This window comes from Pedobacter terrae (assembly GCF_036946585.1).
Classification (GTDB): Bacteria; Bacteroidota; Bacteroidia; order Sphingobacteriales; family Sphingobacteriaceae; genus Pedobacter; species Pedobacter terrae_C.
In genome coordinates, this window is the sequence record NZ_JAQIIV010000018.1 from 24015 (window position 1) to 48049 (window position 24035).

Sequence of the window (24035 nt, forward strand, 5' to 3'; positions counted from 1 at the left end):
AAAATGTAAGATGGGAGATGTAAAATGGATGATGTTTAAAAGGTTATTCGATTTCGTTTTCAACAATGTATTCTATGGCTTTATTGAAATCTACTTTATTCACCAACACATTTATCTCGCCAATGTTATATGCCGAGAGCTGTTTATTTATGGTAACCGCAGGGATACCAGCTTCTGTTAATCCCTGTTTTAATACCTCTGCCGCAAAGGCATTGCTGGTGGTATATACTTTAACCCAATTTTCGCTCACGTGATGCGCTATCTTTAAAAAATTTAAACAAAGCTATGGTAATTATTGCACTAATTAAATAGCCATACCATGGAAAACCGATCGGTTCATCCGCTTTATCAAGTGGCATGTGATGTTTTTGCATATAAAAAGCAGCACAAACTGCATAAGCATTATTTAAAAAGTGTGCAAACATGGCATACCAGATACTTCCGCTAAAGTAATACAGGTACCCGAAACCGGCTCCCAATAACATCCGAGGCACAAAACCATAAAATTGAACATGTATGGTACTAAAAATTATGGCCGAAAGCCAGATCGCCAGGTGCGGATTGCCAAATGACCGCTCTAATGCGCGTTGCACACCACCCCTGAACGTCAATTCCTCGCCTATGGCTGGCAAAACTGCAATCATGACCAGGTTCACCACAAAATCGAAATGACTCCTCACCGTAATCAGTTGAAGGGTCATTTTTGCCGCCAGTTCCTCTTTCTCTTTCATCCATGCCTCGATTCCTTTCAAAAAGTCGGGCAGAACCATTTTTTGGTTCCAGATTACTGTCCATTCCATAAAAGGCATACTCGCAATCATAATGATGATAACCAGCAAAAGCAGTAAAACCTTTGGCCGTTTAAAGCTATAAAAACGGGTTATTTTTATTCTTTCTGTTAAAGCGAGGGCCAGGGGTGGTAAGATGAATGTACCTATTGAGCTTAAAATCTGTATTACTTTAAAACCCATAATATATTTGGCATCTCCTGATAAAAGCAGGTTAAAATTGCTAACCAATCCCATTCCGTACATGGCCATACAGATTACCAGTCCAATGATACCAAATATAAAGGCCCCGGCAACTGCGTAAAATAAAAGTAAAAGTAATTGTAAGAAAGGATTGATTTCCTCGCGTTTAGGTGTTACAAAACTCATTATTTGTACCTTTGTATGTTTTATTAATTGTTGAAGATAGAAAATGTCTGTAAAGATAGGAAATATAGATTTAGGTGAGTTCCCTTTATTGCTGGCCCCAATGGAGGATGTAAGTGATCCACCGTTCCGTTATGTATGCAAAAAAAACGGGGCCGATATGATGTACACCGAATTTATCTCTTCCGAAGGCTTGATCCGTGATGCCGCAAAAAGCTTACAAAAATTGGATATTTTCGAATATGAAAGACCCATTGGCATCCAGATTTTTGGTGGTGATATCGAGCACATGCGCGAGGCCTCAGAAATTGCTTCTGCAGCTGGTCCCGATTTGGTTGATATCAATTACGGCTGTCCGGTAAAAAATGTGGTTTGTAAAGGTGCAGGTTCCAGCCTTCTTCAGGACATTGATAAAATGGTAAAAATGACAGATGCTGTTGTTAAAGCTTCGCATTTGCCTGTTACCGTAAAGACCCGCTTAGGCTGGGATGACAATACCAAAAATGTTGATGAAGTTGCCGAGCGACTTCAGGATGTAGGGATCCAGGCATTGACCATTCATGGCCGAACAAGAGCACAATTATACAAAGGCGAAGCCGATTGGAGCTTAATCCGAGAAATTAAACGTAATCCGCGTATCAAAATTCCCATTTTTGGCAATGGTGATGTAGATAGTCCGGAAAAAGCGGCCAATTGGCGTATGGAATATGAGGTAGATGGTATCATGATTGGTCGTGCCGCAATTGGTTATCCATGGATTTTCCGTGAGGTAAAACACTTCTTTGAAACCGGAAAACACCTAGCCGGACCAACAATTGAGGAAAGAATTGAGGTGTGCCGTACACACTTAGATAAATCGCTGGAATGGAAAGGTCCTAAAACCGGTATTTTCGAAATGCGTCGCCATTATGCCAACTATTTCAAGGGGCTGCCAGATTTTAAACCTTATCGCATGCGATTGGTTGCTGAACCAGATATCAACAACATTTACAGCATTTTAGAAGAAGTGGCACAAAAATTTGCCAACTATGACGCCACTGGTGTACTGGCTTGATTTTTGAAAGTTTTTTCTTACATTCGTTATTATCATGGTTACAGCAATTACAGACGGTGTTAAGGTTTCAGTAGAAACCGTTTACCAGCCAGAATATTCAAATCCGGCGAACGAACATTATATGTTTGCCTATCGTGTGGAAATTTCCAATCTTTCTGATTATGCTGTCCAATTGATGCGCCGCCAGTGGTTTATTTTCGATTCGAATAGTAGCAAAAGAGAGGTAGAAGGCGAGGGTGTTGTTGGTTTGCAACCCATCATACAGCCTGGCGAAACCCATGTATATGTTTCGGGTTGTAACCTAAAAACCGATATGGGTAGCATGAAGGGTACTTATTTAATGAGACGTGATATTGATGGCTCAGAATTCGATGTGGATATTCCTGAATTTCAATTGGTGGCACCATACAAATTGAATTAATTTTACAAACATTAATCTCTAGTGCCGTCACCCTGAACCGAGCCTTAGCGAGCTCACAGAAGGTAATTCATTTCAGGGTCTATCTTTCAATAAAGATGCTGACTACGAAGTAGCTATTTGGCCTTTAAAATAATAGAAACTGCTAATAAAATAAATCCGATGGCTATCGGATCAGCATAACTTTCACTGAAAGAATAAGCTAAAAATTCATCAACCAAGTTTATTAAATTATTTGTAGGATAGAAAAGCAATTTCAGTATTTCATTTTAGCATTAGTCCTGCTTTCTTTTCAAGTCCGCACTCGTTCCTCGCTTACAGGCTTTTCTCTTCAATCAGGTTAAATCGCAGTGGTTTTGCCAGTTTTAAAGGTTAATAACATGGTGGATAAACCTTTCTATAGAATGGCGTACCTTGAAACCTAAACCCCAGGCGATCGGGATGCCAACATTTTTCTATCGGCAGAAGCGGGAGTGGGACAGAACTTTTCCTGCTATCATAAAACCTGCTTTCCAAATAGATATTATAAATTAGCCGTCACCCTGATGTTATGACGATCGAGTTAAGTTACTAACCAAAAACGGCCAGGATATTATTCCGGACGCGCTTTATTTGATTATCGAATTTTTAATCTCTGCTTCTTCCAAAAAGCATTGATGCGTAATATAATAAATTGGCCAATGCACCAACAGCTGCTACCACATAAGTCATAGCTGCCCACCAAAGTGCATCTTTCGCCTGCGCATTTTCTTCTTGCGTTTGCATTACACCATTATTGTTTCTTAACCAGGCCAAGGCACGGTTACTGGCATCAAATTCGACAGGTAGGGTAACAATACTAAATATGGTGACCAGTGCTAAACCCACTACACCAATCGCTAAAACTATTGGGTTTCCGGTAAAACCTATTAACAATACACCAATTAATAATACCCATTGCAAAAGATTAGATGATATACTCACTACCGGTACCATGCTGCTTCTTAACTGTAACCAATTATATGATTTCGCCTGTTGCACTGCATGTCCACATTCGTGAGCCGCTACTGCAGCTGCCGCTACACTTCGGCTATAGTATACATCTGTACTTAAATTAACGGTTTTATCTGACGGATTGTAATGATCTGTTAATTGCCCTTCGGTACTCATCACCTTCACATCGTATATTCCATTATCATGCAGCATTCTTTCTGCTACCTCTTTGCCCGATAAACCAGAGCTTAATTGCATTTCGGCATACTTGGAAAACTTGTTTCTAAACCGCCATTGTACAAACATGCTCAGCAATAATACCGGGATGATTAATATTAAATAAACTCCCATTTTCTTATGTATGTTTTTCGTTTAGCGTATATCAAAAAGCGTTCCCATATTATTTGAAGTTTAAAAAACAGTACATTTATATAATGTCAACCGAACTTTCATACTGGGAAAAAGAATCATTTTTTTGTAATTATGATGCTATTGTGATTGGCAGCGGAATAGTAGGATTAAATGCAGCCATCCAACTTAAGAAAACAGCTCCTTCCTTAAAGATAGTCATACTCGAAAAGGGGTTTTTACCGACAGGTTCGAGTACAAAAAATGCTGGTTTTGCCTGTTTTGGAAGCATTTCTGAACTTATAGAGCAAGAGAAACTGATCGGTAGCGACCGCCTTACAATGCTCATAGAAAAACGGTGGAAAGGTCTGCTCAAATTACGCCATTTGCTGGGCGATAATACCATTGATTATCAATGCCTGGGGGGATATGAACTATTTAAAAAGGAAGATAATTTTTCAGCTGACCTAGGTGTATCCAAAATTGAACATTTTAACCATCTGGTTAATGATATTGTCGGATCCGATGCTTTTCTTTTAAACAATAAAAAAATCAGTTTCTTTGGTTTTGATGGCGTAGACCGTTTAGTCAGAAATCAATATGAAGCCCAGATTGATACTGGCAAAATGATGTCTGCTTTGATTCAATATGCACAACAGCTTGGCATTAGCATTTTTAACAATTGTAAAGTAGATCGGATTGAAGAAGAATCAAAAGGTTTTTGCCTGGTTACCAAAAACGGAAATTTTTTATGCAAAAGATTAATTGTTACTGCAAATGCCTATATCAAGGACTTATATCCTGATGTGGATATCAACCCAGGCCGCGGTCAGGTTTTAATAACCAAACCCATTAAAAATTTAAAGATAAAGGGCACTTTCCATTACGATAAAGGTTATTATTATTTCAGGAATATAAATAATAGAATTTTGTTGGGTGGTGGCAGAAATATTGATTTCAAAGCCGAAGAAACTACCACTTTTGGTCAAACTGAACCTGTTCAATCGGCGCTTGAACAACTACTTAGAGAAGTAATTTTACCAACAACTAATTACGAGATAGATTACCGTTGGAGTGGCATTATGGCCTTCGGAAAAACACTTGAACCACTTATCGAAGAAATTCGTCCGAATGTATTTTGTGCAACCAGGTGCAACGGCATGGGGGTTGCTATTGGTTCGCAAAGCGGAGAAGAGGTGGCAAATCTGTTGTTAAATAAACTATAGGTGGTTTTTACCACAAAACATCAAGAAAGCACAGAGGGTGCAGAGTTAGGTTTTATGTAAAGATCCCTCACTGCATTCAGAATCACAGGAAAGAGATCATTACCTTTCCATCATCCATTATACCTCTTACATTATTTAAACACTACCGTCTTATTCCCACTTACAAAAACCCGGTCTTCAAAAATAAGTTCCAATGCTTCTAATAGAACTTTTTTTTCTATTTCCTTGCCCGCACGTACCATTTCTTTCACGCCAAAATTATGGTCAACGTGATTGGTATGTTGCGTAATAATAGGCCCTTCATCTAAATTATCGGTAACAAAATGTGCGGTAGCTCCAATAATTTTTACCCCACGCTCAAAAGCCTGGCGATAAGGGTTAGCACCTATAAAAGCGGGTAAAAAGGAATGGTGGATATTGATGATTTTACCAGCGTAATCTTTTACAAAGTCAGCTGAAAGAATCCGCATAAACTTGGCTAATACGAGGTAATCTACCTCAAATTTATTAATGATCGCTTTTACCTCGGTTTCAAATTCATTTTTATCTTTATTGTTATGATCTACGTGAAAATAAGGGATACCGAGTTTTTCGGTAAAACCCTTCAGACTTTCATAATTACCTATCACACATTGAACATTTGCCCCTAGTGTTTTAAATTGGTTTTTAATCAGTATTTCTGCTAAGCAGTGATACTCTTTGGTCACCAGAACTGCAATCTGTTTTTCCTGTTTGGTAATTAAATTTACCTCGGCAGCATTTGGTAAGTTTTCCAAAAGTTTCCCCTTTAATTTTTCTGCATCTTCCAGGTTACCAGTACAGGCAATCCTGGTAAAAAATGCTTTATTGGCTTCATCTACAAATTCGCGCATGGCAATAATATTCAATTGATGTGCGGCCAGCACGCGGGTAATGTTGGTAACTAAACCAACTTGATCGGGGCAAGAAATAAGGACGGTTAAAGCGTTCATTTTTAAAATACTAATATTCAATTATAAATAATTTTTACGATTTTATCTGGCTAAAGCTGACTAATTTTTTTTGGTATATCTATTTTAAATCTACATTTTTACTAAAATTTTTATCATTATGGAGAACATCGGTATTGCCTTACTAATCGTAATTTTAATTATTCTGTTTATTTTATTGCTTAAAAAACCTCAATCCTCTTTATCTATTGTCTCTGTAGAGGATTTTGAGCGCGCGAAAAGTGAAAATGAAGCTTTAAAAATCAGTTTAGCCAAAGCCGACGAACGGGTTTCTAATTTATCTGCAGAAAAAGAGCACATTACTACTTTACTTAAAGAAGAACAGCAACGCTTAATTGATGAATTACAGGCTGAGCGCGATCGGCTTGCTGATGCCAACCGTGAGTTAGAAAGTACCAGATCTTTTTACCTGGCTGAAAAAGAAAAGTTAGCTGAACAAAAATTAAGTTATGAGCAGTCGCAACAAAAACTGAATAAAGATTTCGAATTAATTGCCAATAAAATCCTTGAAGAAAAATCCACCAGATTTATTGAGCAGAACCGAACTAACCTGGATATCATTCTCAATCCGCTGAAAGAAAATATCAAGGCTTTTGAAGATAAGGTAGAAAAAGTTTACAAAGCAGAGTCGGACGAAAGGAATATACTAAAAGGTGTAATTTCTGAATTACAGATTCAAAGTAAACTTATTCAGGAAGATGCCAATAATCTAACCAGGGCTTTAAAAGGCGACAGCAAAAAACAGGGAAACTGGGGAGAGATCATTCTGGAAAAGGTTTTGGAACGATCTGGATTGGTTCGCGATCAGGAATATCGTATCCAGGCTTCTCACACCTCTGGTGAAGGTGGCCGATACCAGCCAGATGTGGTGATAGACCTTCCAGATGATAAACACCTGATCGTTGATGCTAAGGTGAGTTTAGTAGCATATGAACGATCGGTATCAGCAGAAACAGATGAAGAGCGTGAAAGTTATGTAAAGCAGCACCTGGCCTCTATTAAAAATCATGTGCAGGAACTGTCATCTAAAAATTATCACGATTTGTATAAAATCAATTCTCCTGATTTTGTTTTATTGTTTATTCCCATCGAATCTTCTTTTAGCATTGCGGTACAAAAAGATGCAGAACTCTTCAATTTTGCATGGGATAGGCGAGTTGTAATTGTAAGTCCTTCAACTTTGCTTGCTACCTTACGTACCATTGCCAGCATGTGGAAACAGGAACGTCAAAACCGTAATGTAATGGAAATTGCCCGTTTGAGTGGAAGCATGTATGATAAATTTGTTGGATTTGTTGCTGATATGGAAAACATTGGCAGGCACATCAAAAATGGACAAGATGCTTATGATAAAGCCATTAATAAATTGTCAGTAGGTGCTGGAAATTTGACCAATACTTCAGAAAAGATTAAGAAATTGGGTGCGAAAGCTACCAAACAAATTGATACGAAGTACCTGGATTTGAATGAAACGCAGGATGTATAATTTATGTAGGCTAGCGAAAGCCTCCTATTTAAAAAAATTGATTTTATAAAAAATCAATATAAAATATAGCTTTATATGATTTTCTGACTGGGAGTGATCGTCATTCCCAACTCGATTGGGAATCTTAGTAAAAGCGCATTAAGATTTCCGCATGCGCGAGAATGACGGCCAAATTTTTACTTCTTAAAAGCATTCCAGCCCTGGGCTTTCAGCTCATGAACATTGTTTGATTTTGACACCATTTTGCAACCCGAATTTTTATCCGTTACGTGGCCGATTACTGTGATATCTACATCATGTTTCAGTTTTTTGTAATCATCCTGGCTAATGGTAAATAATAACTCATAATCTTCGCCGCCACTTAATGCACAAACCGTTGGATCAATTCCCAGTTCGCGCGCGGTTTCGTATGTCATAGGATCTAAAGGAATTTTCTCTTCGTAAATGGTCATTCCCTTATCTGATTGTTCTGCCAAATGCAAAATTTCTGAAGCCAAACCGTCTGATACGTCGATCATAGAAGTCGGTTTAATATCCATTTCTTCCAATAATGCTACAATATCCATCCTCGCTTCAGGTTTCAGTTGTCGTTCGATAATGTAATCTTTCCCCTCTAAATCTGGTTGAATCTGTGGATTTTCCAGGTAGATTAGTTTCTCTCTTTCTAAAATCTGCAGCCCTAAATAAGCACCGCCCAAATCACCAGAAACACATAACAAATCATGCTCCTGAGCACCATTTCTGTAGACCACTTTATCTGCATCGGCATAACCAATACTGGTAATACTAATTACTAAACCTTGTTTACTTGATGAGGTATCTCCCCCAATTAAATCAATGTTATATTTATTGCAGGCCAGTTCTATCCCTTTATAGATTTCTTCAACAGCTTCTAAAGGAAATTTGCTCGATAAACCCAGGGAAACTGTAATCTGACTTGCCTTTCCGTTCATGGCATAAATGTCACTCAGGTTTACCTGTACCGCTTTGTAACCCAGGTGCATTAACGGCACATAAGCCAAATCAAAGTGGATACCCTCCAACAATAAATCGGTAGAAATTAAAGTCTGTTTTCCCTTGGCATCTAATACTGCTGCATCATCACCAACACCTTTTACCGAATAATCATTTTTAATTTTGAAATTGGTAGTCAGGTGTTTAATTAACCCGAATTCACCTAATTCATTGATATCTGTGCGTTCTTTATTTTCAAACATAAATTATATATAATTATCGTCATGCTGAACTTCCGCCCGACTGGTCGGAATTTCAGGGTGACGGATCTAGTTTTTTATTCTCCATCCAATTTTTCCCTTCAGTAAACCTGGCAATTAACATCGCCGCAACGTTATCACCTGTAGCGTTTAATAAAGTAGCCATAGGATCAACCAAAGTACCTATAATCATAGCCGGTGGCAATGCTTCCGGTGGTAATTGGTAAGCCGAAATCATTAATAATTCTCCTATGTAACCACCATTTGGTATTCCACCTTCAACAATACTTACAAGCACGGTAATGCCAAGCGCTAAAATAATCGTATCTACGTGTACCAAATCTTTACCAAAAATGGCAAAAACAACCGCAATTTTTATAATGGAACTAATGCTCGACCCATCTTTATGTAAAGTTGATCCCAAAGGAATCGTTACATTGGTGATGTATGCCGGTACGCCCATTTTTGTAGTCCCTTCTAAGTTTGCCGGTATAGTAGCAATGCTGCTACAGGTTCCGATGGAAGTTAAAGAGGGTACAATATTATTTTTCCAAAATGCTTTTACGGCTTTAAATCCACCTGCAACGAAAGCGTACAGCGTAAAAAAAACAATAAAATAAAATGCACCAACCCCATAATACAAACCCAATGCTTTAGCATAGGTGCCAAAAAGCTGTGGACCAAACACACCAACCTGGTAGGCGAAATAAGCACCCAAACCAACCGGACCTAATTTCATAATCAAAATGATGAGTTTTTTCATCACCTCATTACCTGAAACCAGGAATTTTTTAAAACCTTCACCTTCCTTTTCTGCATATAAGGTTGAAAAACCTACCAATACGGAAAAAATAATCAGCGCCAGCATATTTTTCCTGCTTCCGATTTCAAAAAATTCACTAACTGTTAAAAGTTGTGTCATTTGTTCACCAAACGACTGGATCTTTTCAGCTTCAGTTGGTAAAATAGCGTTTCCTAATTGCTGGTGGATAGGAAAGATCCATGTTGCAAATAAAGTTAAAACCGCAGAAATAAGTATGGTAGAAAGAAATACCAAAACCATAATGGTCAATAATCTTCCTAACTTTTTTGTTCTATCAATATTTGCAATAGCTGATGAAACCGCAAAAAATACCAATGGAATAACAGCTGTAAACAACAGGTTTAAAAATATATCTCCTAAAGGTTTTATACTTTCAACGCTTTTTCCAAAAATTAAACCCACAATACTTCCGGCAGTTATCCCCGCCAAAAGCCATAATAGGCCAGCATAATTTTTTAGGATGTTGTTGTTTTTCATATAATCTTTTTCTTCATTGCGAGGCAGGCAGGCGTTGTTGTGCCTGCTTGCAATGACGATTGTTGTTTTTACAATCCCAGCTCTGCTGAAATATCCAGCATTCTTTGGATCGGTTTACGTGCCTGTTCAATAATATGCTCTGGAACAGTTACCTCAGGCAAACCATTTTTAATACATAAATATAGTTTTTCCAAAGTATTTCTTTTCATGTAAGGGCAATCGTTACAGGCACAGCTGTTGTTAGGCGGCGCCGGAATAAATGTTTTGGTTGGATTTGCCTTTTCCATCTGATGGATAATGCCACTTTCAGTAGCTACAATAAATTCTGTAGCAGGATTAGTGATGGTGTATTTTAAAAGTCCAGTGGTAGAACCGATATAATCAGCCATTTTCAAAACAACTTCTTCACATTCCGGATGTGCAATAAATTTAGCATTCGGATGGCGTTCTTTTAATTTGGTAATTTTTTCCTGAGAGAAAATTTCATGTACCATACATGCACCATTCCATAATACCAGGTCTCGTCCGGTTTTCTTTGCTACGTAAGCCCCTAAGTTACGATCTGGTCCGAATATTATTTTTTGGTCTTTAGGTAAACTTTCTACAATCTGTACCGCATTCGTACTTGTACAAACAATATCACTTAAAGCTTTCAACTCAGCTGTACAGTTTACGTAAGTAATAACCAGATGATCAGGATATTTTTCTTTAAATTTTCTAAATAGGTGTGGTGGGCAACTATCTGCTAATGAACAACCAGCCTTTACGTCTGGTAATAAAACTGTTTTGTTAGGAGATAAAATCTTGGCCGTTTCAGCCATAAAATGCACACCAGCAAACACAATTACATCAGCATCTGTTTTTGCAGCTTCTTGTGATAAGCCTAAACTATCGCCAATATAATCGGCAATATCCTGTATATCAGGTTCTTGGTAATAATGTGCAAGTATTATGGCATTTTTTTCCTTTTTTAATTTCTCAATCTCTGCAAAAAGATCAAGCGTAGGATCAATTTCTTCTTCTGCGAAACCTTTTTTATTGATTTCTTCTAAGACATCTATGTTCATTTTAAAATTTTCCTTTTTTCAATTTTGACGTTGGTCAAAGATAAAGCTTTCCACGTCTCAATAATTAATAAGTTATTTTAAATAAATAAATCTTGTTTGTTTATTAGTGTGTTAGTATTGTTGGCAAGTTTAGAAATTTCTTTCGTTTAGATAAGTTATTAATTGTTTACTAACATTTAGATTACATTTATCTAATATTATAGGTTTGATTTTCAGTGTTATCGAAAAGTCGTCCAATTTTTATCAATACTGGAATGTTAATTGTTTATAAGTGGGGAAAAAGTTAATTACTTGTATGAAGCTGCTTAAAAATTGCGTAAAAGATTGTGGCAAATTGTGTTTTTAGAGTAGCTTTAAACATTCAAATTTATTTGTTAGGATAATTTAGACATAGCGTTAACATTTATCAACTAGTTGTTAACATCGTGGATAAAGTAAATGTTTTTATTAATGAGAAAGGTAGATTTTCTGGTAATTGGTTCAGGTATAGCAGGTTTGAGTTTTGCACTTAAAGCTGCAAAATTTGGTAAGGTTTTAATTGTTACTAAATCTAACGAAGATGAATCTAATACAAAATACGCTCAGGGTGGTGTTGCAGTTGTGGTAGATAAAGGTGATTCTTTTGAAAAACACATCGAAGATACTTTGGTTGCCGGTGATGGTTTATGCGATCAGAAAATTGTGGAAATCGTTGTAAAAGAGGGACCTCAACGCATTCAGGAGATCATTGACTATGGTATAAATTTCGATAAAGACAATGCTGGTTTTTATGATTTAGCAAAGGAAGGGGGGCACTCTGAACATCGTGTTTTGCACTATAAAGACATCACCGGGTATGAGATCGAGCGAGTGTTGCTGAATGAAATTCATGAGAATAGCAACATAGAGATATTAACACATTACTTCGCGCTGGAGTTAATTACCCAGCATCACCTTGGTGAATTTGTGGATAAACGTACAGAAGATATTAACTGTTACGGTATATATGCCTTTAACACAGAGCTTAACGATGTGGAAAAGATTGTGGCAAATGTGACTGTGATGGCTTCTGGTGGTGCGGGACATGTGTATTCGGCTACAACAAATCCGGTTATTGCAACAGGTGATGGTATGGCTATGGTTTACCGTGCAAAAGGAAAAGTAAGAAATATGGAGTTTATTCAGTTCCATCCAACTGCTTTGTATCACCCTGGAGAGTATCCATCTTTCCTAATTTCGGAAGCAGTTAGGGGTTTTGGTGGTGTTTTAAGGCGTAAGAATGGCGAAGAATTTATGCATGAGTATGATGAGCGTAAATCATTGGCACCTCGTGATATTGTAGCACGTGCCGTAGACAATGAAATGAAGAAATCGGGTGATGACTTTGTTTATCTGGACATTACCATGAGAAGCAAGGCCGACATATTGAAACATTTTCCTAATATATATGCTAAATGTTTATCTATAGGAATTGATATGACGAAAGATTATATACCGGTTACACCGGCATCTCATTATATGTGTGGTGGTATCCTCGTTGATGAATATGGTCGTTCTTCAATTAAAAATTTATATGCTTGTGGAGAATGTTCATCAACTGGTTTACATGGTGCTAACAGATTGGCTTCCAATTCTTTATTAGAGGCTACAGTTTTTGCACATCGAATCTATCAGGATGCTATTGAAAACTTTAAAGATAATATTATTCCAGATCACATCCCAGAATGGAATTCGCATGGTGTTACGCAAATTAACGAGGATGTATTGGTAACGCATAACCTAAGGGAATTACAGAAGATTATGGGAGATTATGTGGGGATTGTACGTTCTGATTTTCGTTTGGAAAGAGCACATCGTCGCTTGTTTTTAATCTACCAGGAAACCGAAGAGTTTTATAAGAAGAATAAAGTTTCAGTTAAACTCTGTGAGTTAAGAAATGTGATTCAAACGGCTTATATCGTCATAAAATCTGCTATGCAAAGAAAAGAAAGCAGGGGATTACATTATACTACAGATTATCCTGAACATGCTGATGAATTGGTAGATACCGTTTTTTAATACAATATCTTCACGCTGAATTTGTTTCAGTATCTAACTTGCTATATAAATAATCCTTTAAAGACCCGGAAATAAATCCGATATTTATTGGATCAGGGTGATGTGAAATAATATTATGCCTTTAATACTTCCAGTAAAAGATAAATATCCTGAAATAGGAAAGGATAATTTCATTGCAGAGAATGCCACAATTGTAGGTGAGGTAACCATTGGAGATAAATGTTCTGTATGGTTTAATGCTGTTATTAGAGGCGATGTAAATGCGATTACCATAGGAAATGAATCAAACATTCAAGATGGCGCGGTAATACACGCTACATACTTAAAAGCTTCTACACATATTGGAAATAGGGTATCTGTTGGACATAATGCGATAGTACATGGTTGCACGGTTCAGGATCATGTTTTGATCGGTATGGGTGCTATTGTAATGGATCATGCTGTGATAGAAGAATATTGTATCATAGCAGCTGGATCTGTGGTATTGGAAAATACCATTTGTGAAAGCGGTTACATATATGCCGGTACGCCTGCAAAAAAAATAAAGCCCATTACCGAAGAGCAAAGGGCTTTATTGAATAAATTACCTGATAATTATATCATGTATTCGGGTTGGTTTATGGGATAATCGTCATGCTGAACTTGTTTCAGCATCTTTTGTTATTAAGACCCTGAAATAAATTCAGGGTGACGATCGCGTTGAGTGAAAAATGCTTTATTGCGTTGGCGGTGGTATCACCAATGGATCTTCACGCTCCCAATTGGGTTTTAAATCCATTAATGCCTTTAAATACCATACTTTTTCAGGTTGATATCCTTCCTTAACATTTCCTGTGTCCCAGATGCCATTTTTATTTTCATCATAAATAACCCTGAGCATGTACTTACCTGCCGGATATTTGGAGAAGGTAACTTTCGTGTTTTGGCTAACAGGGAAAGATTTTATGACGTCTTTTTTTTCATTTAGGAACTGTACCACATATCTTTTTGAGGTATCCGGAACAGTTACATTTAATACCAGAGTGGTATAAGCATCCTGGCTTTCAAGCGTAAAGCGTTTAGTTATATCTTTATTTTTTGCGTCAAATATAGCTGTAAATGCGCCGTTACCCAGTTTTATATCATAGTTTCTTTTATGCTTCCAAGGATATTTGACGTAGTATTTTAGAAAATCTACACTATCTTTAACTACTTCGAAACCTGTTCTTTTAACTGAATCTTCTAAAAGAGTGATTTTAGATGGATCTGCAGCAGTTATCGGAAAAGGAAAAGTTAAGGTTAACTGTTGGAAAGGGTTTAATTTGCCGCCCAATAAGTTATCAGAAATAGTAAGGTCCCTTGTATAAGTATCTTTTTTACCTTTTGTGAAATTCAAAATTTGCAAAAGCTTTCCCTGATCTTCAATAGCCACCTTAACTGAATCGAAGCTCATGTCTTTCAGCCAAATTTTAGCGGTATCATTGTTTTTGGTAAAATGGACATACTTGCCCACATCTACTGCCGGAGGATCTGTGATGGTTATTTTAGGGCTTTTAAGTTGCTGATTGAAGATGATTGATATGCTACCATCATTATTCAGTTTACGGTCTAATACGCGAAATTCTGGAGCCAGTTCTTTAAATATCTGCAGGTTAATGTTCTCCAGGTTTTTATCGATTACAATAGGTTCTTTTTTAAATCCAACTTCATCTGATATCTGTTGGTATATTTTATCGCCGCCACCACTATTTTCTTTTATTGCGTAAACTTTATAAGTACCCTTTTTCAGGTTGCTCAATTTGTAGGTTCCCGCGCTATCAGTAGTCGTATATATTGATGCGCGCTTTTTTCCAAAGATGGTATCTCTTTCCAAAGGAAGAATAAATACTGTAGCATCTTTTTCCGGTTCATCGCTTAATGAATTAATTACTTTACCACTGATCGATAAGGAATCAATATCTGGCCCGGTTGAAAAAACATAGGATAAATTTTTTACTACATTTCCTTCATTAACATCTGCAATGGATTTTCCGAAGTTCAGCGTGTAAGTTGTATTTTTCTCTAAAGAATCCTTGAGAATAATCTCCAATCTCTTTTGTCTCTTTCTTAACTCTGGAATTTTTTCCTGATCAGGAGAAATTGAAAATTCTTTAAACTCGTCTTTCAAATTAAAATATTCATCAAATTCTATTATGATTTTTTTAGCATTAAAATTTCTTGTCAGATTTTTTGGAGTCATACTTAAAACTTTAGGCGGCTTGGTATCCTTTGGCCCACCTTGAGGTGTTTGCATACTGGCACAACCAAAAAATAGGAGCAGGGTTATAACAGCTGCTAAATTTTGGAGCTTAAAAAAAAGGTCTTTTAAATTTGGCATATTTTAATCGTTCTGACGGATTTTGGTGCTTTTTGGAATATTATGTTTAAAAAATATTTTTTCTTTCTTAAATCGCTTAATTTTAAGTCTTATTTATTTTATTTAAATACCTGATTATCAGTTATTTATTAATATAAACCATTAAAACTGAAATATCTGATGGTGACACACCAGAAATTCTCGATGCCTGACCTAAAGTACGCGGTTTGATCTTAAATAGTTTTTCACGTGCTTCCTTTGAGATGGAGACAATTTTATTATAGTCAAAATCTGGCTTGATCTCTTTATCTTCCATCTTTAACATTTTAGTTACAATCTCATTTTCTTTTTCGAAATAGCTTTCGTATTTAATTTTAATTTCGGCTTGTTCAATAGTTTCTTTATCTAAAGCTTTTGTAACTTCGGCTAATGGTTTACTTACTTTAATGATATCTTGTAAACCAACATGGGGTCTGCCAACTAAACTATGAATTTTTACATTTTGGTTTAAAGCACTTGAGCCTAAACTTTCAAGCATTGGATTTGCATCGGTCATTTCGATGCCCTGGCTTTTTGTGAATTTCACCAAAGCTTCAGCATCTGCAACTTTTTGGTTTACTTTAGCTAAGCGTTCGTCTGAAATTAATCCAAGTTCATGTCCAACAGGAGAGAGGCGAATATCGGCATTATCTTGTCTTAATAATAATCGATGTTCAGCTCTGGAAGTAAACATGCGATAAGGTTCTTCCGTTCCTTTAGTGACCAAATCATCGATTAAAACACCAATATAACTTTCAGATCGTTTCATGATCAATTCACGTTTATCCTTAATTTTTTGGTGTGCATTTATACCTGCCATGAAGCCTTGACAAGCAGCTTCTTCATAACCTGTGGTTCCATTTATTTGTCCGGCTAAAAATAAATTGCTGATCAATTTAGTTTCGAGCGTTAAAGACAATTGGGTGGGTGGGAAGAAATCATATTCGATGGCATAACCAGGTCTAAACATTTTAGCTTGTTCGAAACCAGGAATCAATCTTAATGCTTTAAATTGTACATCTTCCGGAAGTGATGTTGAAAAACCATTTACATAGATTTCGCAGGTATTCCATCCTTCAGGTTCAACAAAAATCTGATGTCTGTCTCGTTCTGCAAATCGGTTAATTTTATCTTCAATGGAGGGACAATATCTCGGACCTAGACCTTTGATGCGACCAGTGAACATGGGCGATTTTTCAAAACCTTCCTTTAAAGTTTCATGGACTTCATCATTGGTATAAGTAATCCAGCAACAACGTTGATCAGTTGAAACTTCGGTATCTGTGTACGAGAATTTACCAGGATTTTCATCTCCCCATTGTTCTTCCATTTTGGAATAGTTGAGGCTTCTTCCATCAACACGGGGTGGGGTACCTGTTTTCATTCTGCCAGCTTCCATACCTAATTCTACCAGTTGTTCAGTAATACCAGTTGATGCTCTTTCGGCTGTTCTACCACCACCAAATTTCTTTTCACCGATATGCATTACACCGTTTAAGAAAGTTCCGTTGGTTAGCACTACTGTTGTGCTTTCTATCTCAATGCCTAATGAAGTTTTAACTCCATACACTGTATTATCCTTTATTAATAGGCCAACAACACTATCTTGCCATATATCTAGATTTGGTGTCCGTTCTAATGCTAAGCGCCACTCTTCGGCAAAGCGCATTCTATCTATCTGTGCTCTCGGACTCCACATAGCAGGGCCTTTTGATTTGTTGAGCATTCTGAATTGAATGGTCGATTTATCAGAAATGATGCCTGAGTAACCGCCCATTGCATCTACCTCACGAACAATTTGTCCTTTAGCTACACCACCCATTGCAGGGTTACAACTCATCTGGGCAATGGTACCCATATTCATTGTGATTAATAAAACAGATGATCCTAAATTGGCGGCAGCAGCAGCAGCTTCACATCCGGCATGACCCGCACCAACCACAATCAAATCGTATTTTGAAAACATTTACTTTATATTTTATAATTGTTTCACGTGAAACAATTTGTTTTTTTACTTTCATTTCTGCATGCTGATCCGATAGCTATCGGAATATATCAGTATACTATATTCAAATGTTTCACGTGAAACATTGTAGGACGGGTGGATTATGTTTACATTGTTTTATTCTGAAAGTTCCAACCATCGCATGGTATAATCATCCAATTTGACTTTCATTTTTTCTATTTCTGTTGAAATTTCTTGAATTTTAATATAATCTGACGAATCAATATTGTTTAAGGTTTTTGTTAATACAGCTATTTTATTTTCTGTTTCTTCCATACCTTTTTCACTTTCGGCCAATTCTTGCTGCTCTTTAAAATTTAATTTTTTCGCTGCTCTAACCGGAGTTTTTTCTATAACTGGAGTAGGGATTTTTTTATTTTCTATCTTAGTTTTAGGTTGCTCCAAACTTAAACGGTACTCAGAATAATTGCCATTATAAATTTTTACAACGCCTTCACCTTCCATAATGAAGAGCTGGTCACTCATTTTATCTAGTAAATACCTGTCGTGTGAAACCAACATCAGGATACCTGGAAAATTTTCTAAGAATTCTTCAAGTACATTTAAGGTATCAATATCTAAGTCATTTGTAGGCTCATCAAGTATTAGAAAGTTAGGGTTTTGCATCAAGACTTTCATCAGATTTAAACGTTTCTTTTCACCGCCACTTAATTTCTCTACCATGCCATGTTGTTTTTTAGGAGGGAAGAGAAATAGGGTCAATAGGGCAGAAGCCGTAATCACAGAACCATCTGCCATTTTAATATATTCGGCATCAGATTTTACAATGTCAATTACACGCTCTTTAGGATCGAAAGTTAAACCGCCCTGTTTATAATATCCAAAAACAGTTGTTTCTCCTGTTTCAACTTTACCCGCATCCGGTGTTAATTGACTGGTGATGATATTTAATAGCGTTGATTTTCCGGTTCCATTTTTACCTGCCAAACCAATTCTATCGCCTTTTTTAAAGGTATAACTGAAATCATTGATGATTGAACGTCCATCGAAAGATTTTGCAACGTGTTCAACCTCAATAATTTTCCCACCTTGACGCGACATCTTCATTTGGAGGTTAATGCTCTGATTATCAGACTTTTTCTTAGTTTTTTCTTCTAAATCGTAAAAAGCATTGATTCTGGCGTTTGATTTTGTTCCACGAGCCTGAGGCATGCGTCTCATCCATTCTAATTCTTTCTTTAACAGTTGTTGATTCTTGTGTAAAACCGTTGCATCTAAAGCTTCTCTTTCGCTTTTCTTTTCTAAGAAGTAAGCATAATTTCCATTGTAATTGAAAATTTTTCCCCGGTCTAATTCCACGATGGTATTGCAAACGTTATCTAAAAAGTACCTGTCGTGGGTAACCAATAAAATTGTTTTTTGTCCAGTAGTTAATAATTTCTCCAACCATTCAATGGTATCAATATCCAAATGGTTGGTAGGTTCATCAAGTACGAGGATCTCTGGATCCTCAATTAAAAGTTTAGCTAATGCCAAACGTTTTTTTTGTCCGCCAGATAGGGTAGATATCTTTTGCTGCAGATGAGTAATTCCCATTCGGTTAAGAATAGTTTTAATCTCATGTTCATATTCCCAGGCATTATGCTCGCTTAATTCTTCGTATAAGCGGTTAAGTGTATTCTCATCCGGATTGGGTTGTTCAATTAATTCTTCATACTCTTTAATGAGCTGTTGCTGTTTATTTTCAAGCGAGAAAATATGGTCGCTAATAGAAAAACCTTCTGTAAATTGGGGTTCCTGGTCTAAAAAACCGATTTTAACGGACTTATTTTTTACAATTTTACCTTCAAGGGGAGGAAACCGCTCGGCAAGTAATTTTAACAAAGTACTCTTACCTGCACCATTAATACCAACCAACGCCACGCGCTGTCCGGAATTAATTCCCAAGGTTAAATTCTTAAATAACCATTCGTCATGATAACCATGCCCTAAGCCTTCTGCCGCAATTAATGTGCTCAATTTTTTTGTATTTCAGATTTATAAAGAAAAATTAGTGCAAAGGTAAGTATAAATTATTTTGGAACGTTAAATAGATGTTTCAAAGCTATTGTGTATCAGTTAAAATGGCAGAAGCTTGATGTATTAGGTCTTATAAAAAGAAAACAGCGGTCGGAATCGCTCCACCGCTGCTTCAATCATTAACTAAAACTAAACTTTATTTTGTAGAGTGACCCGAAAATTTCAATTCATGCCCTCTATTTATTGGTGCTTTTTAATATAAGACGTTGGTAAGGTAGAAAAGTTGCAGAGAGATCGTTGGTATTATACCAGCAGTCTGTAATTATCGACGAACGCCAATAACATTTAGACGAACGCTAATGTATGGGAATAGATATGATTATTTAATGCCATGGGAGATTATTTACAGGGAAGATGAAGCACGCATTTTCCATGTAGCTGGTAAGCATTCCTATTAGGTTACCTGCATACGGTTTGTTTTAATTAAAAGAATCTTCGCTGCGCTCAGAATTATATTGGGGTGGGAATATGAAGCTAAACTAATCCAAATTCATTTCTATAAGCTAAATATTCATCTTCTTTATGCGTCATCAGGGTTTTAGCAGCTTTTCCTTTGTCTTTATACCCCAATAGATGCAGGGTTCCATGAATCATAATGCGGCAAACCTCGTCGAATTCTAGATTTTTGAAGGTTTTAGCATTTTCTTTTACGCGCTCAATACTGATGAATATATCACTAATGATCAGTTTTTCTTCTTCAGAATTATCGAAAGTAATGATATCGGTATAGGTATCATGATTTAAATACTGTTGGTTGATGCCTAACAGATATTCATCATTGCAGAAAATAAAATTGATTTCTTGCAATTGATAGCCTTCCTTTTCTATAGTAGCTTTAATCCACTTTTTGATTTTAAGTTTCTGTGGAAGGTTATAGCTTATGGATTCTGTAAAAAAAGAAATTGCAGGCATACTATAGTGTTTATGACCGCAAATTTAATTAAAATTTAAAGCAGTTCGTTACCCTTAAATTATTTCAGGGTCTATCAAGTAAAGATGTTGAATCAAGTTCAGCATGACGTACCGTAGGTCTCATCGCCCCATATTCAATGACTTTAAATATTCTGTAATTTTATTTTTGTAATAATAATTTAAACCAGGTGGTAGCTTCTGCAGCATATCATTTCCATTTTGCTGCTGTTTTCTAAATTGATCAAGCATTTTTTGATAGGATGGTGGAAACTCTTTTGCTGCTTTACTTTCGCGTTTCGAATCTTCCTCCTGATCGCGCTCTGCTTTTTCTGCCTCTAACAGTTTGGTCAATAGGTCTTTTTGCCTGTTTAATGTTTCTTGTTGTAAACGTTTATTCACCAGATCGCTCTCGGTTTGTTTCATTTCCTGAATGGCTTGATTAAAGTTACCCATTTTGCCTGTACCGTCCTTATTTTCTTCACGGTTGAGTTTTTCTAAAGCCTGACGGATCATTTGCTGCTGCTGAGCCATTTTTCCAAACTCCTGACTCATTTGTCCTTTGCCAACCGTACCTTGATTGCCCCCCTGTTTTTGCATCTGTTCCCGTGCTTTTTGCATGCTTTTATTCAGCTGTTCCTGCATCTGAGAAAGTTGCTTCATTCCTTGCTTTTGTTTCTTTCCACTACCACCTTTACCATTTTTCTGCATATTTTGCAGCTGACTTAGTGCTTCGCTCAATATTAGCGTTAGATTATTAATCGAAGTCATGGTAAATTGCTGGAAACGGTTAGCTTCAGCCGTTCTTCTATCGCCCAGATTTTCCAAACTTTTATCAAGATTGAAATTAATTTTATTCATTTCCTCATTAACAGTCGATTCTATCTGTGGAACGCGTTTGCTTAAACTATACAAGCTATCAGCAATGGTTTTAAGATTGTCTTTAATGCTGCGCTGTTTCTGAACATTGCTGGTGTAAGATGGATCGGCAGCGGTCATTCTCTTTAGAGTAAGCATAACCTTTTCCTGATCGAAAGAGGTAGTTAACAAGTTTTCCAACAGGCGACGCAATTCTTTGGCGTTCAGGTTATTTTCCAATTCTTCTCCCTGTTGCTGCATGTTGCTCATTTTTTTGGATAATTTTTCCATCTGCTCACCTGCTTTTTGCTGTTTCTGGCTTGCATTTTTCGAATCTTTTTTATCCAGGGCATCTTTACTGTCTTGCTGATCTTGTTGTATATCCTGAACATCTTTTTCAGGGTTTTCGAAAGGGTTTGGCCTGTCTAAGGATTTATTTTTTTCTTCCAGCTTTTTCAGATCATCTTTCAGGTCTTTCATTTCCTTGTTTAGTGCATCCTGTTTCTGCTTTAATGACTCATGATCCTGCGTTTTATCTCTGGTTTGCTGGGCAAGTTCCTTTTGTTCCTTAGCGAGCTCATTTAAGCGATCTATATCATTTTGAAGGTTTTGCTCAAATTCCAGCTGTTTATAAAGTTCCAAAATCCTGTCGAGTTCGTTTTTGAGGGTTTTATTGTCCAATTGCATTTTCGAGAGTTCGTTCTGCGTCTGGTCTTTATTTTTCTCGTTCATTAAATTTTGCAGCTTCTGCAAAAGTTCTTTTGTTTTATCGTCTAATACATGATCAAATAGGTCTTTAATCTGTTTTTGTTTTTCAATAAGTTCTTCCGTTTGCTTTTGGTCTTGCTGTTGCTGAATATTTTTATCGTTCTGCTCCTTAATTTCTTTTACGGCCTCATCCAGCTGCTTTTGTTTGTCTAAGAGCGCTTCAATCTGTTTTTTATCCTCGAAAGAAATTTGTTTTTTATCGATAAGGCTTTCGGCCACTTTTTTGCTCTCTTTTTCAATGGTATTGGCTAAGCGTATGGCAGATTGCATTTTCTTTTTTAAAGCCTGGTTGCTTGCATTTACTTGTTCGGCAGTTTCTTTTTTAGTCGGTTTTTTAAAATTTTTAATTTCAGATCGGGTAACCTTTGCACCATTTACGCCGTCATTATCGGCTACTTCAAAATAATATTCAATTTCCTGACCAGGTTTGGCATCAACAGCTTTTAAATCCCAGAAATAGAAAAAGTTATTTGCAGTCGCATTACTTTTAATGGCAATGTTTTTGGTAACGGTACCAACAATACGGTTATTCTCTTTGAGGTTGTATTTAAAGCTCAAGCGGCTAAATCCATAATCATCGGTTACCTGTCCGCTGAAATATATTGCTTTGTTGCTAACTGAATCCTGCTTTTCGGCTACCGTAATCTGCGGAGCCTGATCTTTAATTACCGTAATTTGATGTGAAAGTGAATCTCTGATAGTAACGTATTGATTTTTAGGTGTAATACTATATTTTGAATTGTTTTTTATAGTAGCGCTAAAATTAGCCTCATCGTTAAGAATTTTAAGGAGGTTTTCGTTCCCGTTGAGCATAAATAGCAGTACGTTGCTCTTTTCAGTCTTGAAATTCCAGGTAACTTTGGTGCCTTCGGGCAGCAGCATATCGCCAACATTGGCAATCGATTCTATTTTTTTGCCCAAATAAGCAGGATAATTTAGGGTAGCTGTAGTATTAAGCAGTTCAGGGCGAGGTTTAACGGTAATGGTATATATGGCAGAACTAAATCCTCCGCCTTTGAAAATCAATTTTTTATCATTCTGTATATTTTTTATAGCGTAATTAAACTCATTAATGCTCTTTCTCTCCAGTTTATAGGTATTTTTTCCGTCTTCTACATAAATCTCCGCCGGAATTTCATCACCGGTCACTTTTAGGTTCAGGATAATATCATCACCTTGTGTAAAGGTTAACCTTTTATTTAAAACCGTGAAGCTGAATGGTGCTTTAGGCGCAATGTATTCATTATACTTGAAGAAACTGTTTGTACCCTCACGTAAAATAGCAGGTGCTACAATAGCAATGAGCAGAATGATGGTGAGGGGAACAAAAAGATATTTTAAATATTTTCGGTTATCATTAATCTTAACTGCGGTATAAAATGGAATTGGCCTGAGTTCAATAATCTTCTGATCAATGCTGGCCAAGATAAGGCGATTATTTTCTGGATTTTTTTCCGCTAAATGATGAAGCTGCAGGGTATTGAGTAATTTATCCTTAATATCGGAAAAGTGATTTCCGATGATAACCGATGCTTCATCCAAGCTAAGGTGTTTGCCCAATTTTAACATGGCAAGCAATGGTTTAACGATTAAAAAACCAATTAGGAGTATACCGATAAGTAAATAAGCAAAAAATAAAAAGGTTTTAAAACCAGCGGTTGGATTTAGGTAATAAAGGCTTAAAAAAACTAGGAGATATAGCGCTAAAAGTATAGCAGCGGCGTAAATACTGCCCCGCAAAATTTTATTCAGGTAAAATTTGCGGATAAACTCATCTATTTTGCGTAATAAGTCGTTGTAATTATTGCTCACCATA

18 protein-coding genes are annotated in these 24035 nt (G+C 36.6%); 6 read left to right on the forward strand and 12 right to left on the reverse strand.

What is annotated here, in order from left to right; genetic code table 11:
- Positions 1 to 43: 43 nt before the first annotated feature.
- Positions 44 to 250 carry a putative signal transducing protein gene (locus tag PGN18_RS18680; protein ID WP_167354688.1) on the reverse strand — a complete coding sequence of 69 codons (207 nt, stop codon included), beginning with the start codon at positions 248 to 250 and terminating at the stop codon, positions 44 to 46.
- Positions 231 to 1157: a CPBP family intramembrane glutamic endopeptidase gene (locus PGN18_RS18685; RefSeq protein ID WP_335321110.1), complete on the reverse strand. Its 927-nt coding sequence runs from the start codon at positions 1155 to 1157 to the stop codon at positions 231 to 233. Before PGN18_RS18685 ends, PGN18_RS18680 begins: the two co-directional genes overlap by 20 nt.
- 43 nt (positions 1158 to 1200) lie before the next feature.
- Here PGN18_RS18685 and dusB point away from each other — a divergent pair, with 43 nt between their 5' ends.
- Both dusB and apaG read left to right on the forward strand, forming a co-directional pair.
- Positions 1201 to 2208 (forward strand): tRNA dihydrouridine synthase DusB, encoded by a 1008-nt coding sequence (dusB, locus tag PGN18_RS18690; protein ID WP_335321111.1) that lies wholly within the window; start codon positions 1201 to 1203, stop codon positions 2206 to 2208.
- A 34-nt stretch (positions 2209 to 2242) separates the two neighbouring features.
- Complete coding sequence (apaG, locus tag PGN18_RS18695; RefSeq protein ID WP_335321112.1) at positions 2243 to 2629, forward strand: Co2+/Mg2+ efflux protein ApaG; 387 nt, start codon at positions 2243 to 2245, stop codon at positions 2627 to 2629.
- A 624-nt stretch (positions 2630 to 3253) separates the two neighbouring features.
- Here the strand turns inward: apaG and PGN18_RS18700 are convergent.
- Positions 3254 to 3949, reverse strand: a complete 696-nt coding sequence (locus PGN18_RS18700; RefSeq protein WP_335321113.1) for a zinc metallopeptidase — start codon at positions 3947 to 3949, stop codon at positions 3254 to 3256.
- 83 nt (positions 3950 to 4032) lie between these two features.
- On the opposite strand from PGN18_RS18700, the gene PGN18_RS18705 reads away from it, so the two are divergent.
- Positions 4033 to 5172: an NAD(P)/FAD-dependent oxidoreductase gene (locus tag PGN18_RS18705; protein WP_335321114.1), complete on the forward strand. Its 1140-nt coding sequence runs from the start codon at positions 4033 to 4035 to the stop codon at positions 5170 to 5172.
- A 131-nt stretch (positions 5173 to 5303) separates the two neighbouring features.
- Here PGN18_RS18705 and purU read toward each other — a convergent pair whose 3' ends face one another.
- Positions 5304 to 6143 carry a formyltetrahydrofolate deformylase gene (gene purU, locus PGN18_RS18710; protein ID WP_335321115.1) on the reverse strand — a complete coding sequence of 280 codons (840 nt, stop codon included), beginning with the start codon at positions 6141 to 6143 and terminating at the stop codon, positions 5304 to 5306.
- A 118-nt stretch (positions 6144 to 6261) separates the two neighbouring features.
- On the opposite strand from purU, the gene PGN18_RS18715 reads away from it, so the two are divergent.
- Positions 6262 to 7647: a DNA recombination protein RmuC gene (locus tag PGN18_RS18715; RefSeq protein WP_335321116.1), complete on the forward strand. Its 1386-nt coding sequence runs from the start codon at positions 6262 to 6264 to the stop codon at positions 7645 to 7647.
- Positions 7648 to 7823: 176 nt separating this feature from the next.
- Here PGN18_RS18715 and thiL read toward each other — a convergent pair whose 3' ends face one another.
- From thiL to nadA, 3 genes are all read right to left on the reverse strand, one after another.
- On the reverse strand, positions 7824 to 8864 hold the full coding sequence (thiL, locus tag PGN18_RS18720) for a thiamine-phosphate kinase (protein ID WP_335321117.1): 1041 nt from the start codon (positions 8862 to 8864) through the stop codon (positions 7824 to 7826).
- 52 nt (positions 8865 to 8916) lie between these two features.
- Complete coding sequence (locus tag PGN18_RS18725) at positions 8917 to 10161, reverse strand: dicarboxylate/amino acid:cation symporter (protein ID WP_335321118.1); 1245 nt, start codon at positions 10159 to 10161, stop codon at positions 8917 to 8919.
- Between the two features lie 68 nt (positions 10162 to 10229).
- Entirely contained in the window at positions 10230 to 11228 is a 999-nt protein-coding gene (gene nadA, locus PGN18_RS18730) for a quinolinate synthase NadA (protein ID WP_138819280.1), read from the reverse strand.
- A 450-nt stretch (positions 11229 to 11678) separates the two neighbouring features.
- On the opposite strand from nadA, the gene nadB reads away from it, so the two are divergent.
- A complete protein-coding gene (gene nadB, locus PGN18_RS18735; RefSeq protein ID WP_335321119.1) occupies positions 11679 to 13265 on the forward strand; it encodes an L-aspartate oxidase in 1587 nt (528 codons plus the stop codon).
- 115 nt (positions 13266 to 13380) lie between these two features.
- The gene (locus PGN18_RS18740) at positions 13381 to 13893 is read left to right on the forward strand and encodes a gamma carbonic anhydrase family protein (protein ID WP_335321120.1); all 513 of its coding nucleotides are present in this window, start codon (positions 13381 to 13383) and stop codon (positions 13891 to 13893) included.
- A gap of 87 nt (positions 13894 to 13980) precedes the next feature.
- Here PGN18_RS18740 and PGN18_RS18745 read toward each other — a convergent pair whose 3' ends face one another.
- The 5 genes from PGN18_RS18745 to PGN18_RS18765 form a co-directional block, all read right to left on the reverse strand.
- Positions 13981 to 15537, reverse strand: coding sequence for an Ig-like domain-containing protein (locus tag PGN18_RS18745; RefSeq protein WP_335321121.1), 1557 nt, complete (start codon positions 15535 to 15537; stop codon positions 13981 to 13983).
- A 205-nt stretch (positions 15538 to 15742) separates the two neighbouring features.
- Positions 15743 to 17605: a tRNA uridine-5-carboxymethylaminomethyl(34) synthesis enzyme MnmG gene (gene mnmG / locus PGN18_RS18750; protein WP_335321122.1), complete on the reverse strand. Its 1863-nt coding sequence runs from the start codon at positions 17603 to 17605 to the stop codon at positions 15743 to 15745.
- Between the two features lie 156 nt (positions 17606 to 17761).
- Positions 17762 to 19624, reverse strand: a complete 1863-nt coding sequence (locus PGN18_RS18755; protein WP_335321123.1) for an ABC-F family ATP-binding cassette domain-containing protein — start codon at positions 19622 to 19624, stop codon at positions 17762 to 17764.
- Positions 19625 to 20158: 534 nt separating this feature from the next.
- Positions 20159 to 20596, reverse strand: a complete 438-nt coding sequence (ybeY, locus tag PGN18_RS18760; protein ID WP_335321124.1) for an rRNA maturation RNase YbeY — start codon at positions 20594 to 20596, stop codon at positions 20159 to 20161.
- 120 nt (positions 20597 to 20716) lie between these two features.
- Positions 20717 to 24034 (reverse strand): DUF4175 family protein, encoded by a 3318-nt coding sequence (locus PGN18_RS18765; protein WP_335321125.1) that lies wholly within the window; start codon positions 24032 to 24034, stop codon positions 20717 to 20719.
- Between the last annotated feature and the right edge of the window lies 1 nt (position 24035).